Source organism: Cognatundibacterium crateris, assembly GCF_010078235.1.
Taxonomy (GTDB): Bacteria; Pseudomonadota; Gammaproteobacteria; order Burkholderiales; family Burkholderiaceae_D; genus Undibacterium; species Undibacterium crateris.
Map to the genome: position 1 here is coordinate 92,102 of NZ_JAABOS010000001.1, position 12,998 is coordinate 105,099.

The following is a 12,998-nucleotide window of genomic DNA, read 5'->3' on the forward strand; positions in this document are numbered from 1 at the left end:
GCTTTTTTTTGAAAGGCCGCTTCATCGTCGTTGTCGACGGAGGCGCAATACTACTTTGTGTAGAAAAAAAGTCAAATAATTTAGAGGCTAAATTCGGGTTTTGAGGTATTGAATAAGGCTTGGGCGGGAATAGAAAAAAGCCGGACCAGGTCCGGCTTCTTGGGAGGGCGACAGAGCTTTATTTTTTTCGTTTAGGTGTGAGAACGGTAGGCAGCGCCTTCGGTAGTGTGTCCGGATAATCGCGGCTGAAATGCAGACCACGGCTTTCGCGGCGCGACAGCGCGCTGTTGACGATCAGTGAGGCGACTTCGACCAGATTGCGCAGTTCCAGCAAATTATTCGATATGCGGAAGTTGGCATAGTATTCGTCGATTTCTTCTTTCAACAAACGGATGCGGTGCTTGGCACGTTCCAGGCGTTTGGTGGTGCGTACGATGCCGACATAATTCCACATGAAGCGACGCAACTCATCCCAGTTGTGCGCGATCACGACTTCTTCATCGGCGTCAGAAACCCGGCTTTCATCCCAGTCGGGCAGAGCGATTGGTGTATCGCGGGTTTGCGATTCGATGTGGCCAGCAGCAGCTTTTCCTATCACCAGACATTCGAGCAGCGAATTGCTGGCCAGGCGGTTTGCACCGTGCAGGCCGGTGTAAGCGGTTTCGCCGACAGCGTATAAGCCGGGCAGATCGGTACGGCCAAAGTTGTCGGTGACGACGCCACCGCAAGTGAAGTGTACCGCCGGTACGACCGGTATCGCCTGCCTGGTAATATCGATGCCCAGCTCAAGGCAGCGCGCATAGATAGTCGGGAAGTGTTCCTTCAGAAATTCCGGTGGCTGATGACTGATGTCGAGTTCCACATAGTCCAGGCCGCGTTTTTTCATTTCGAAATCGATGGCACGCGCCACCACGTCGCGCGGTGCCAGCTCCATGCGTTCATCATGCTCAGCCATGAAACGCTTGCCAGCGCTGGCGCCAGCTTCTGCCGGTAATTTCAGTACGCCGCCTTCGCCGCGTACTGCCTCGGTAATCAGAAAGGACTTGGCATAAGGATGGTACAGACAGGTAGGGTGGAACTGTATGAATTCCATATTGCCTACGCGGCAGCCCGCACGCCAGGCCATTGCGATGCCATCACCGGTCGCGGTGTCCGGGTTGGTCGTGTAGAGGTAGACTTTGCCCGCGCCACCGGTTGCCATGACGGTGTGCTGCGCCGCGAAGGTGTCGACTATTCCAGTCTTCACGTCCTGTACGTATAGTCCGAGGCAACGCGGGGTTGGTGAGCGGTCGCCCAGTTTGGTCGATGTGATCAGATCGATCGCGTAATGGTGTTCAAACAGCGTGATATTGGGATGGTTGCGGACTTTTTGTTCCAGTGTGACCTGAACCGCATGGCCGGTGGCGTCCGCTGCATGGATAATGCGGCGCTGACTGTGACCACCTTCGCGGGTCAGGTGAAAACCGAGCTCAGCATCTTCATCACGCGTGAACGGGACGCCTTGTTCTATCAGCCAGTCGATTGCTTCGCGGCCATGTTCGATGATGTAGCGGGTCGCACCTTCATCACACAGGCCGCCACCGGCGATCAGGGTATCGGAAACGTGCTGTTCATGACTGTCATGCGAATCGAGTACAGCAGCAATACCGCCTTGCGCCCAGTTGCTGGCACCATCGAGTAATTCGCGTTTGGAAATGATGGCGACTTTACGTGTCTGCGCCAGATGTAATGCGACGGAGAGTCCCGCCAGGCCGCTGCCGACGATGGCGACGTCAAAATTCTTCATTATGTCTGCTTCTCTGATCCGGCTACTAAGTCGGCGGTGCCGCTGTTCGCTCACAATTCTTTTGTTGTGCGCACCAGGCATATCGGGTTCTGTGACGCCGCAATCCTGGCCGCTGAAATCTGTCCTGTGCTGATTATACTGAGTAATCTGCCGCGAAATGCAAACATTACATTGATTTTCCTGTAAAGCCCTTGACACAAGGCTTTGCGACTTGTTTTAATACCGGACGCAGATTTCCTGCTTGCCGTGATAGATGCACGACTTGGAAGATAATCGAATACATCGTCGCGAACTTCAAATTCTTGTGAGGGGGCTTTAAGTGAATAAAACTGAGTTGATCGATCATATTGCGAAAACAGCGGACATTTCTAAAGCGGCTTCGTCCCGCGCCCTGGACGCGCTGATCGGTGCGGTAAAAACAACTTTGAAGAAAAATGGTACGGTCACACTGGTTGGCTTTGGTACCTTCTCCGTCGGTAAACGTGCTGCAAGAACAGGTCGCAATCCACGTACTGGCGAAGCAATCAAAATCAAATCTGCCAAGGTTCCTAAATTTAAACCTGGTAAAGCTTTGAAAGATGCTGTAAACTAATGCTCTTTCGCGACGCGTGACTGGCGTCGCGGAAGTTTATAAGGTGTGGGGCGCTTAGCTCAGTTGGTAGAGCGGAGCCCTTACAAGGCTTAGGTCGGGAGTTCGAGCCTCTCAGCGCCCACCAGATAAACTTCAGCAGTAATTGGAGCGGTAGTTCAGTTGGTTAGAATACCGGCCTGTCACGCCGGGGGTCGCGGGTTCGAGCCCCGTCCGCTCCGCCAGAAATCCAAAAAAGGCGAACGAAAGTTCGCCTTTTTTTATATTCGCAGTTTTGTGATTACTATTCTTAGTCATACGATCGGTTGAACATGTTTGAATATATTCGTACCCATCAGCGTTTAATGCAGTTTTTGTTATTGCTGATTATTTTCCCTTCCTTCGCTTTTTTTGGCATTGAGAGCTATACGCGTTCCCAGGCTGCTGCGGGTGCTAATGTGGCGACAGTTGCCGGACAGTCGATTACGCAGCAAGAGCTGGATAATGCCTTGCGTGAACAGATGGATACCATGCGCCAGAATTATGGTCCACAGTTCGATCCTAAGATGTTCAATACGCCGGAAGTCAGGCAAAACGTATTGGATGAGCTGATCGCGCGTAAGGCAGTGACCGAAGAAATCAGAAAACAAAATGTGTCGATTGCTGATGCAACGCTGCAGCAGGAATTGCTCCGTGCGCCAGGTTTGCAGAACGCGAACGGTGCATTCGACAATGACAAATACAAGCAAGTTCTTGCACAGCGTGGCATGACGCCTGCGGTGTACGAGCAACGCATGCGTCAGAACATGGCGTTTGAGCAGTTGCTGGGTTCTGTGCAGAATACCGGTTTCCTGCCACGCGCTGTGGCTGAGCGGATTGCGCTGATCACTGAGCAGGAACGTGAAGTGCAGGTACTCAATCTGAAGGCAGCTGATTTTGCCGCTCAGGTCAAAGTGACTGACGACATGATTAAGGCTTACTACGATAAAAACGCTGCCTTGTTCGAAATCCCGGAAACGATGAAGGCACAATATGTCGTGTTGACGGCCGATGCATTGGCTGCGCAGGTAACTGTCAGTGAAGATGATATCGCTGGTTTTTACAAAAGCAATACAAAAACTTATACCAGTGATGAGCAGCGCAAGGTCAGCCATATTCTGATCGGCTTTGCAAAAAACGCCAGCGATGATGTGAAAGCGAAGGCGAAAGCCAAAGCGGAGACACTGTTGACTGAAGTGCGTAAAAATCCTGCTGTGTTTGCTAAGCTGGCCAAAGAAAATTCAGATGATCCTGGTTCCAAAGAGCAGGGCGGTGATCTGGGTGTGATGGTGAAAGATGCGTTCGTCAAACCTTTCGAAGCGGCTGCGCTGAAATTGAAGCAGGGCGAAATCAGTGAACCTGTTTTGACTGATTATGGTTACCACATCATTTATCTGACGGAATTGCATGCTTCGGCTGTCAAGCCTTTAGATGAAGTGCGTGCGCAAATCGCTGCTGACATTAAAAAGCAGAAAGCTGCCAAGTCTTATTCTGAAGCAGCAGAAGCCTTTACCGATGCGGTCTACCAGCAGGCTGACAGTCTGCAAGCTGTGGCAGATAAGTGGAAGCTGAAACTGGAAGTTGCAGATGGTTTGAGTAAGCAAGGTAATCCTGGTGTGCCAGCTACTTCGCCGGTGAATAATCCTAAGTTCCTCAAGGCTTTGTTTAGCGATGAAGTCATTAAGAAAAAGCACAATACCGAAGCAGTAGAAATTGCGCCAAGTACCTTGATGGCTGGTCGTATGGTGGAATACAAAGCGGCGTCCAAGCGTCCTTTGGATGAAGTCAAGGCGGCGATTGTTGCGAAAATCACGCAGACAGAAGCAGAAGTGTTGGCCGAAAAAGAAGGCAAGGCCAAGCTGGCAGCATTGAAAGCAGCTGATGCGGTGGCAGGCTTCTCCGATGTGAAGGTGATTTCCCGTGCGAAGACGGAAGACGTTTCGCCACAGGCTTTCTCTGCCATCATGAAAGCTGATGTGCAAAAATTGCCAGCATTTGTTGGCGTGAATATGCCGGGTGCAGGTTACGCGGTGTATCGCATCAGCAAAGTAAATGCTGGCAACCCGGATGCGGCGCGTCGTGCTTCGGATGCGCAACAGATCGCCAATCTGGTGGCGCAACAGGAGCTGACGTCCTATATCGATTTATTGAAGAAAAAGGCGAAAGCCAGTGTCAATAAAGAGACATTAAAGGTGAGTCCTGAGACAAACTGATTAAATAAGTACGAATGAAAACGGCGCCCGAGTGGCGCCGTTTTTGTTTTGCAAAAACAAAGATTGAAGACTATTCTCAAGGGCGTTGCCTTTCGGAACATATCCATGTGGAATCTGGTAAGTTTTGATGTGAATCAATGTAGTTGTGCAGTGCGATTGTTATTCTGACGGTGTATTTTTACAACAAGTGTTACAACAGAGTGAGATCATGACGATAACTAAAGAAAACACATACAACTATAGGGTTGTGCGGCAATTTTCTGTCATGGCAGTGGTCTGGGGAATAGTTGGTATGCTGGTCGGCGTACTGATTGCAACTCAGCTTGCCTGGCCGGAATTCCTGGGCGGTATACCTTGGCTTAGCTACGGACGTTTGCGTCCTTTGCACACAAATGCGGTAATTTTTGCTTTTGGTGGCTGCGCCTTGTTTGCGACAGCTTACTACGTGGTTCAGCGTACTTCCAACGTCAGGTTGTTTTCTGATGGCCTGGCAGAATTTACTTTCTGGGGCTGGCAACTGGTCATCGTTGCGGCTGCTATCACTTTGCCGCTGGGTTATACCCAGGGTAAAGAATATGCGGAACTCGAATGGCCTATCGATCTCCTGATCGCAGTGGTCTGGGTTGCGTTTGCCGTGGTGTTCTTCGGGACTCTGGTCAAGCGTAAGGTCGAGCATATCTACGTGGCAAACTGGTTCTACGGTGCCTTCATTATTGCGGTTGCAGTTCTGCATATCGTCAATAGCGCGGCGATGCCAGTATCCCTGTTCAAATCTTACTCTGCTTACTCAGGTGTGCAGGATGCGATGGTGCAATGGTGGTATGGCCATAATGCGGTTGGTTTCTTCCTGACTGCAGGCTTCCTGGGTATGATGTATTACTTCATTCCTAAGCAAATCGAACGGCCTGTTTATTCTTACCGTTTGTCCATCGTCCACTTCTGGGCATTGATTTTCACTTACATGTGGGCGGGTCCACATCATCTGCATTACACCGCTTTGCCTGACTGGGCACAATCGATCGGTATGCTGTTCTCCCTGATTCTGCTGGCTCCATCCTGGGGTGGTATGGTCAACGGTATCATGACCTTGTCTGGCGCCTGGAGCAAACTGCGTTCTGATCCTATCCTGCGCTTCCTGATCGTTTCTCTGTCCTTCTACGGTATGTCGACTTTTGAAGGTCCTATGATGGCGATCAAAACCGTGAACTCTTTGTCTCACTATACTGACTGGACAGTAGGTCACGTTCACTCCGGTGCTTTGGGCTGGGTTGGCTTCATCTCTATCGGTAGTTTGTATTACCTGATTCCACGTTTGTTCGGTCAGACGCAAATGTATAGCAAACGCCTGATCGAGGTGCACTTCTGGGTTGCGACTATCGGTGTGGTTCTGTACATCGCCTCGATGTGGATCGCGGGTGTGATGCAAGGTCTGATGTGGCGTGCAGTGAATGAGGACGGTACTTTGACTTACTCTTTCGTTGAGTCTGTAAAAGCGACTTTCCCGTACTATGTGATTCGTCTGACTGGCGGTGCGATGTATCTGAGTGGCATGCTGGTAATGGCCTACAACGTTGCGAAAACTTTGATGGGTGCTAAACCTGCCAACAATACTATTCCTGCTGTGCCTGCTGCGGCGCACGCCTGAATCAGAAAGTATTAAGGAGAAATTTGATGCGTAACTTTACACACGATCTGATTGAGCGGAATGTCGGTCTGTTGCTGGTGCTGGTCATCCTGACGATCAGTGTTGGTGGCCTGGTTGAAATCGTTCCTTTGTTCTTCCAGAAATCGACCACGCAGCCGGTACAAGGTCTGAAGCCTTATACACCGCTGCAACTGGCGGGCCGTGACATTTATCTGCGTGAAGGCTGCTACGGCTGCCACTCCCAGATGATACGTCCATTCCGTGCTGAAACTGAACGTTATGGTCACTACTCGGTGGCGGGTGAGTCTGTCTATGATCACCCATTCCAATGGGGTAGTAAGCGTACTGGCCCCGATCTGGCACGCGTGGGCGGTCGTTACAGCGACACCTGGCATCGTGATCATTTGAACGATCCGCGCTCTGTGGTGGTTGAGTCCAATATGCCTGCGTACCCTTGGCTGGCTAAGACTGCACTGGTACCAGAAAGTATTGCGCCTAAGATGGCTGCCATGAAGACCCTGGGTGTGCCATATACCGATGCAGAAATCAAGGCTGGTCCGGATGAACTGAAGGACAAGTCCGAACTGGATGCCCTGATTGCTTACCTGCAGGTCTTGGGTACCGCAATTAAAAACAAAAACTAATAGAAGCCGCTCCTTGTTGGCGTGATATTTGGGAAGGAAAAAAGATGAATTTCACCATTTTGAGCAGTGTCGTGACGGTGATCAGCCTGTTCGTATTTCTGGGCATCGTTTACTGGGCATTCAGCTCAGGCAATAAGGAGCGCTTTGAAAAACTGGCTCGCTTGCCAATTGATAATGAGAATGGAAAATAGTCATGGCAGATTTTGTAAATGAATGGTGGGGCATAGGCATAGCCATCGTTGTCGCCATCAGCTTTGTCGCCTGTATTTTATTACTGTGGTCTCAATCCAAAGTGAAGGTGAAACTCGGTGCTGACGGCAAGCCTTTGCCGGCAGAAACCACCGGTCACGTTTGGGATGGTGACCTGATGGAGCAGAATAATCCTCTGCCGCAATGGTGGAAATGGTTGTTCTATCTGACCATCATATTCAGTATCGGCTACCTGGTGGTCTATCCTGGTTTTGGTGGTAATCAGGGTTCTTTCGGCTGGAGTCAGGTCGGTGCCTATGAGAAGGAAATGAAGGAAGGCGAAGCGCAGTATGGCCGTATCTTCAATAAGTACCTGGCGATGGATCTGAAAGATGTGGCAAAAGATCCGCAGGCGGTAGAAATTGGTCAGCGTCTGTTTCTGAATACTTGCGCACAATGTCATGGCTCTGATGCGCAGGGCGGTAAAGGCTATCCGAATCTGACGGATAACGACTGGCTGTATGGTGGTGATCCGCAAGTGATCAAGACCACTATTACAGAAGGTCGTCACGGTCAGATGCCTCCTATGGGTGCAGCGGTCGGTACGGATGATGATGTGCGCAATGTCGCTAACTACGTGCTGAGCTTATCGAATTCCGCCCACGATCCTATCAAGGCGGCATTAGGCAAGTCTAAGTTCGCAGCCTGTGCTGCCTGCCATGGTGCAGACGGTAAAGGTAATCAGGCATTGGGTGCGCCTAATCTGACGGATAAAACCTGGTTGTATGGCGGCAGCATAGACACGATTATGGAAACCATCAACAAAGGTCGCAATAATCAGATGCCAGCCCATAAAACGATACTGACTGAAGGCAAAATCCATTTGCTCGCAGCCTATGTCTGGAGTTTGTCAAACAAAGGCGGCGCACAGGTATCTGATGCGGATGCCAATGCGATCAAACAGATCGCAGAAGTAAAGTAATTGCCGTAGTAATTGCTGTACTAATTGCTGTAGTAAGTCCTGCATAGGCAACAGGAGCACTCCCGCTTTGCAACACGGGAGTGCTCTCACCCAAAGAAGATATTCGCAATGAAGCATATACCCATCGTCCCCGTTCCTATCGAAGAAACCGAACTTGCGCTGTTCGAGGAAAGAAAAAAAATATACCCGCGTTTTCAAAAGGGATGGTTTGCCTCCTGGCGGTGGACCTTGGTTGCATTGACACAAATTTTGTTTTACGGCACAGCCTGGCTCAATTGGAATGAGCGTCAGGCTGTTTTGTTTGATCTGGTCGCCAGGAAGTTTTATATTTTCGGCTTCGTATTCTGGCCCCAGGATTTTATTTATCTGGCGGTCTTGCTGGTCATCTCCGCCTTATCCCTGTTCTTATTTACCGCAGTGGCGGGTCGTCTGTTTTGTGGATATGCCTGCCCGCAGACGGTATATACCGAGATATTTTTGTGGGTAGAACACAAAGTCGAAGGCGATCGCAATGCGCGTCTTAAGCTGGATGCAGGTCCGCTCACAGCCAGAAAATTCTCGCTGAAATTTATTAAACATTTTGTCTGGCTGGCCATAGGTTTATGGACTGGCTTTACCTTTGTCGGTTACTTCACGCCTATCCGCGAATTATCTTTTTCGGTTGGCAATCTGACGCTGGGACCATGGGAAACCTTCTGGTTGCTGTTCTATGGCTTTGCCACCTATGGCAATGCAGGCTGGATGCGTGAGCAAGTCTGCAAATACATGTGTCCTTACGCACGCTTTCAAAGTGCGATGTTTGATAAAGACACGCTGATCGTTACCTATGATACCCAGCGCGGTGATCCGCGTGGTTCCCGCAATAAGAAGGTGGATTACAAAGCACAAGGCCTGGGTGCCTGCGTCGATTGTGGTATCTGTGTACAGGTCTGTCCGACCGGGATTGATATCCGCAATGGTCTGCAATATGAGTGTATCGCTTGCGGTCTGTGTGCAGATGGCTGCGATCAGGTGATGGATAAGATGGGTTATGAACGTGGCTTAATTCGCTACACCACGGAACATGCGGTCACACGCAAGCTGGACCGGGCTGCGATGTGGAAGCGCGTGTTCCGCCTCAGAACCTTGATCTACAGCGGTATCCTGGGCCTGATTATTCTGGCCAGCGCAGCTTCCCTGTATTACCACATGCCTTTAAAAGTGGACGTGATACGTGACCGTGGTATGCCGCGTGTGACCGAAACTGGCGAAATCGAAAATGTGTATCGCTTGCAAGTCATGAATACCCAGGAATCTCCGCGTCGCTACAGCATAGCGATTCAGGGAGTGAATGGTGCCAGTATCGTCAACAACGCTGACATTGATGTGAAGTCAGCCACAACAAAGGCATTTCCGGTCAGAGTGCGGGTGCCTGCGAACGTATTACCCACTGGATCAAATCGTATCCGCTTTGTCGTCAAAGATCTGGATAAGCCAGAAGTGAATGTGACAGAAAAAGCGGTTTTTATCGTCCCGAGATAGAGGTTGTTATGGAATCAGTATTAAAACCCCAAAAACGTCAGAGTGATAAATGGCATAAAGAACCTTGGTTATTGCTAGTCGTGGGTGGCCCTTTAATCGTTGTGGCCGCCAGCATATTTACCGGCTATGTTGCGTTCAGCGGCGCCGACAAAGTGGTCGCTGAAGACTACTACAAACAAGGCCTGATGATTAATAAAGACATACAGCGTGACGCCAAGGCGCGCGAGCTGCACTTGTCTGCAAATCTGAGTCTGCATGCTGCCCAAAGCCTGATACGGGTGGAGGTGAATGGCGCTGGTGAATTGCCTGAACAGATACAGATGAGCTTAGCGAACGCTTCGCCCAATGCGACCAAGGTTACGGAGATCGTACACCGTATTCCTTTAATCCGGGTCGCACCTGGCGTGTATGAGGGTGAGTTAAAACAAACCTCGAATATTTCAGATAGTTCTGTTAAATTGTTTCATATCAAGCTGGAAACAACGGACTGGCGACTGACCGGAGATTGGTTTGAGCCAGAACAAAAGGCTGCGCAGCTAAATGCATCAAAATAAATAGCGCTTCCTTGAGATTTCTTGACTTGGAGTTAGATAATCACTAGAGGGGAGACAAGAATGGAATACGCTGTTTCTGCACCAAGAAAAGTCTTACTCAGGCCCATGCTGATGATCGTACTGTGGCCTGCGTTCCTGATGGCTTGCGCTGCAACCGGTCTGGTTTTTAGTCTTGTCGACCCAATGGAGCTGATCGTATTGGATGACCGTCTGCAAATGCATTTGACGGGCGTTTATACCGTCGGCTTTTTTGCATTCTGGTTGCTAGGCATATTGTCGAGCGGACTGACTGCCTTACTTGTGCAAAAAGCACACTAACAGAAAAATATGATCACATCAGTTCCTGCAGCGTCGACGGAGTTGGATATTCCGGAGACGCTGATCCGCCGTTTTGATACGCTCGGACCACGTTATACTTCTTATCCGACAGCTGACCGTTTTCATACCGGTTTTACTGCCTTATCCTATGTCCAGTATTTGCAACAACGTGCCGGTGCGCAGCAAAAACCGCCATTGTCGCTGTACATCCATATCCCATTTTGTGCTTCATTGTGCTACTACTGCGCCTGCAATAAGGTGATCACTAAGGATCGCTCGCGCTCAGCCCGCTATCTGGCTTATCTGGAAAAAGAGCTCAAGCTGGTTTTGCAGCATTTGCCGGAGCGCGAGATAGTCAGCCAGTTGCATCTGGGTGGCGGTACGCCGACCTTTCTGAGTCACGATGAATTGCGCCAGCTGATGGCGATGCTGCGCGAGCATTTTGATTTTTCTGCAGATGCAGAAATTTCTATAGAAATTGATCCACGTACAGTGAATGCAGAAACCCTGGCTTTATTGCAGCAACTGGGCTTTAACCGTACCAGTCTGGGTGTGCAGGATTTTGATGCAGATGTACAGAAGGCGGTACACCGGGTACAGGACTTTGCGATGGTGGAACGGACTATCCGTGAAAGCCGCGAGTTCGGATTTACCTCGATCAATTTTGATCTGATTTACGGCTTGCCGAAACAAAATCTGGACAGCTTTACCCGTACGCTGGATCAGGTGATAGAACTGGCACCGGATCGCATTGCCCTCTACAACTATGCGCATTTGCCAACCCGTTTCAAGCCGCAGCGCCGCATCGCGGAAGCCGATTTGCCGAGTGCAGAACAGCGCCTGCAGATTTTCCTGATGTCTTTGCGCCGCCTGATTGATGCCGGTTATGTGTATATCGGACTCGATCATTTTGCCAAGCCGGATGACAGCCTGGCGCGTGCGATGGCGGATGGCAGTCTGCACCGTAATTTCCAGGGTTATACCACCCGTTCCGACTGCGATCTGATCGCGCTGGGTTTGTCCTCTATCGGTAAACTGGGACAGTCTTATGTGCAAAACCTGAGAACGCTGGACGAGTATTATCAGGCGCTGGATGAAGGCGTGCTGCCAGTGGAGAAGGGTATTCATCTGATCGATGAAGACGTGCAGCGGCGTGAAATTATCATGGATCTGATGTGCAGTAATGGTTTGAATTATGCGCAACTGAGTCAGCGTTTCCAACTTGATTTCGAAAGCCACTTTGCGCAGGAATTACGCATGCTGCGCACTTATGAAGAATTCGGTTTGCTGAAATTTGCACAGGACGGGGTGCAAGTATTGCCCAAAGGACGGTTCTTTGTGCGCGCATTTGCCATGATCTTTGATCAGTTCTTATCCGAGCAAACCACGGCAAAATATTCCAAGCTAATCTGAGTATGCTGACTTTGCCACTCGTCATCGCAGCCCTGACAGCTGGACTGGCGGGTGGCGTGCATTGCATCGGTATGTGTGGCGGGATCACAGTGATGCTGAGCCAGCCCGCATCCAAAGACGAACGAGTTATTCCTATACACGCAACTGTCGCCACTGCAGCACCGGCACAGCCCTCTATCACCAGCGAAAATTCAGCGTTGATGCGCCGCGTCTGGCTGCATGCCGGACGCATTTCTGTTTATATGCTGGTTGGTGCGGTGTTTGGGCTGATGGGTGCGGCCGGGATGATGATACGGCCATCGGCATTACAGCATCAGATACTGTTCATGCTGGGTAATGCCGCATTAATTTTGCTGGGTTTGAAACTGCTTGGCATTGCACTCCCTTTACACAGACTAAGCGGCAAGATCGCTGTCTGGCAGCAAAGATTTTTCTCTTCGATACCGCTGTTGTCTGCGCCGCGTGCACATCCCTATGTGAAGGGGCTGATGTGGGGCTGTTTACCCTGTGGTCTGCTCTACAGCGTTGCGCCGTTCGCTTTATTTTCCGGCAGCGCCTGGTCAGGTGCAGTGTTGATGCTGGTGTTCGGCATCGCGGCCTTGCCGCATTTGTTGCTGGCGGAGGGACTGGCACAGTTTGCGCGCCGCTCTCACTTCACTTCCTGGATCAGGTATGCAGGAGCGAGCGCATTGATCTTGATCGGTATGCTGGGAATCTGGTTTGCTGACATGAAAAACATGCCGGATTTTTTGTGCGTACTTCCAGCCTGAGGCTTCAGGCCTTGGTGTTCACCAGCGTACCCAGCATGTCATCCGTAGTCTTGACCATCTTTGCATTTAAATCGAAAGTAGCACGAAACTGCAGGCTATTCACCATCTCAGTCGCTGCATCAGTGCCACTTGTGGCCGCTTCAGGCTTGCCAGCAGACTCAGCAGCCGGTGCCCTGACCGCAGTGCTGACACCACCGGTGCTGTTTTCGCTCTGTATGATTTGTTGAGGCTTAAAGCCCTGCGTATTCATATTGGCAATGTTGTGCGAAGAGACATCCAGCGCGGACTGGGCCGCACGCATGCCTGACAGGCCATTGTTGAGTGCATTGGTGATCATGTTTTATCCCATTTCTGTG

The 12,998-nt window shown here is 50.5% G+C and carries 13 protein-coding genes and 2 tRNA genes; 13 read left to right on the forward strand and 2 right to left on the reverse strand.

Annotated features, from left to right (window positions below):
• Window positions 1-178 precede the first annotated feature (178 nt).
• A complete protein-coding gene (gene nadB, locus EYB48_RS00365) occupies window positions 179-1,786 on the reverse strand; it encodes an L-aspartate oxidase (protein WP_162018310.1) in 1,608 nt (535 codons plus the stop codon).
• Window positions 1,787-2,105: 319 nt separating this feature from the next.
• Here nadB and EYB48_RS00370 point away from each other — a divergent pair, with 319 nt between their 5' ends.
• From EYB48_RS00370 to EYB48_RS00430, 13 genes are all read left to right on the forward strand, one after another.
• A complete protein-coding gene (locus tag EYB48_RS00370; RefSeq protein WP_162018311.1) occupies window positions 2,106-2,378 on the forward strand; it encodes an HU family DNA-binding protein in 273 nt (90 codons plus the stop codon).
• A 48-nt stretch (window positions 2,379-2,426) separates the two neighbouring features.
• Window positions 2,427-2,502: transfer RNA gene (locus tag EYB48_RS00375), tRNA-Val, on the forward strand.
• Window positions 2,503-2,522: 20 nt separating this feature from the next.
• Window positions 2,523-2,599 (forward strand) — tRNA-Asp (locus tag EYB48_RS00380).
• A gap of 87 nt (window positions 2,600-2,686) precedes the next feature.
• Window positions 2,687-4,606 (forward strand): SurA N-terminal domain-containing protein, encoded by a 1,920-nt coding sequence (locus EYB48_RS00385; RefSeq protein WP_162018312.1) that lies wholly within the window; start codon window positions 2,687-2,689, stop codon window positions 4,604-4,606.
• A 208-nt stretch (window positions 4,607-4,814) separates the two neighbouring features.
• The gene (gene ccoN / locus EYB48_RS00390; RefSeq protein ID WP_162018313.1) at window positions 4,815-6,251 is read left to right on the forward strand and encodes a cytochrome-c oxidase, cbb3-type subunit I; all 1,437 of its coding nucleotides are present in this window, start codon (window positions 4,815-4,817) and stop codon (window positions 6,249-6,251) included.
• Window positions 6,252-6,277: 26 nt separating this feature from the next.
• On the forward strand, window positions 6,278-6,895 hold the full coding sequence (ccoO, locus tag EYB48_RS00395) for a cytochrome-c oxidase, cbb3-type subunit II (RefSeq protein ID WP_162018314.1): 618 nt from the start codon (window positions 6,278-6,280) through the stop codon (window positions 6,893-6,895).
• 44 nt (window positions 6,896-6,939) lie between these two features.
• The gene (locus tag EYB48_RS00400; protein ID WP_162018315.1) at window positions 6,940-7,086 is read left to right on the forward strand and encodes a cbb3-type cytochrome oxidase subunit 3; all 147 of its coding nucleotides are present in this window, start codon (window positions 6,940-6,942) and stop codon (window positions 7,084-7,086) included.
• 2 nt (window positions 7,087-7,088) lie between these two features.
• Window positions 7,089-8,066: a cytochrome-c oxidase, cbb3-type subunit III gene (gene ccoP, locus EYB48_RS00405; protein ID WP_162018316.1), complete on the forward strand. Its 978-nt coding sequence runs from the start codon at window positions 7,089-7,091 to the stop codon at window positions 8,064-8,066.
• A 108-nt stretch (window positions 8,067-8,174) separates the two neighbouring features.
• On the forward strand, window positions 8,175-9,587 hold the full coding sequence (gene ccoG, locus EYB48_RS00410; RefSeq protein WP_162018317.1) for a cytochrome c oxidase accessory protein CcoG: 1,413 nt from the start codon (window positions 8,175-8,177) through the stop codon (window positions 9,585-9,587).
• Window positions 9,588-9,595: 8 nt separating this feature from the next.
• Window positions 9,596-10,141 (forward strand): FixH family protein, encoded by a 546-nt coding sequence (locus tag EYB48_RS00415; protein WP_162018318.1) that lies wholly within the window; start codon window positions 9,596-9,598, stop codon window positions 10,139-10,141.
• Window positions 10,142-10,201: 60 nt separating this feature from the next.
• Window positions 10,202-10,459, forward strand: a complete 258-nt coding sequence (locus EYB48_RS00420; RefSeq protein ID WP_230403596.1) for a hypothetical protein — start codon at window positions 10,202-10,204, stop codon at window positions 10,457-10,459.
• Window positions 10,460-10,468: 9 nt separating this feature from the next.
• Window positions 10,469-11,872, forward strand: a complete 1,404-nt coding sequence (gene hemN / locus EYB48_RS00425; protein WP_162018319.1) for an oxygen-independent coproporphyrinogen III oxidase — start codon at window positions 10,469-10,471, stop codon at window positions 11,870-11,872.
• Window positions 11,873-11,874: 2 nt separating this feature from the next.
• Window positions 11,875-12,642 (forward strand): sulfite exporter TauE/SafE family protein, encoded by a 768-nt coding sequence (locus EYB48_RS00430; protein ID WP_162018320.1) that lies wholly within the window; start codon window positions 11,875-11,877, stop codon window positions 12,640-12,642.
• A 4-nt stretch (window positions 12,643-12,646) separates the two neighbouring features.
• Here EYB48_RS00430 and EYB48_RS00435 read toward each other — a convergent pair whose 3' ends face one another.
• A complete protein-coding gene (locus EYB48_RS00435) occupies window positions 12,647-12,979 on the reverse strand; it encodes a flagellar basal body protein (RefSeq protein ID WP_162018321.1) in 333 nt (110 codons plus the stop codon).
• Window positions 12,980-12,998: the final 19 nt, after the last annotated feature.

Coding starts and splice junctions, on each gene's coding strand:
- nadB (WP_162018310.1), bottom strand. CDS start 1,786: ATGAAGAATTTTGACGTCGCCATCGTCGGCAGCGGCCTGGCGGGACTC.
- EYB48_RS00385 (WP_162018312.1), top strand. CDS start 2,687: ATGTTTGAATATATTCGTACCCATCAGCGTTTAATGCAGTTTTTGTTA.
- ccoN (WP_162018313.1), top strand. CDS start 4,815: ATGACGATAACTAAAGAAAACACATACAACTATAGGGTTGTGCGGCAA.
- ccoO (WP_162018314.1), top strand. CDS start 6,278: ATGCGTAACTTTACACACGATCTGATTGAGCGGAATGTCGGTCTGTTG.
- EYB48_RS00400 (WP_162018315.1), top strand. CDS start 6,940: ATGAATTTCACCATTTTGAGCAGTGTCGTGACGGTGATCAGCCTGTTC.
- ccoP (WP_162018316.1), top strand. CDS start 7,089: ATGGCAGATTTTGTAAATGAATGGTGGGGCATAGGCATAGCCATCGTT.
- ccoG (WP_162018317.1), top strand. CDS start 8,175: ATGAAGCATATACCCATCGTCCCCGTTCCTATCGAAGAAACCGAACTT.
- EYB48_RS00415 (WP_162018318.1), top strand. CDS start 9,596: ATGGAATCAGTATTAAAACCCCAAAAACGTCAGAGTGATAAATGGCAT.
- EYB48_RS00420 (WP_230403596.1), top strand. CDS start 10,202: ATGGAATACGCTGTTTCTGCACCAAGAAAAGTCTTACTCAGGCCCATG.
- hemN (WP_162018319.1), top strand. CDS start 10,469: ATGATCACATCAGTTCCTGCAGCGTCGACGGAGTTGGATATTCCGGAG.
- EYB48_RS00430 (WP_162018320.1), top strand. CDS start 11,875: ATGCTGACTTTGCCACTCGTCATCGCAGCCCTGACAGCTGGACTGGCG.
- EYB48_RS00435 (WP_162018321.1), bottom strand. CDS start 12,979: ATGATCACCAATGCACTCAACAATGGCCTGTCAGGCATGCGTGCGGCC.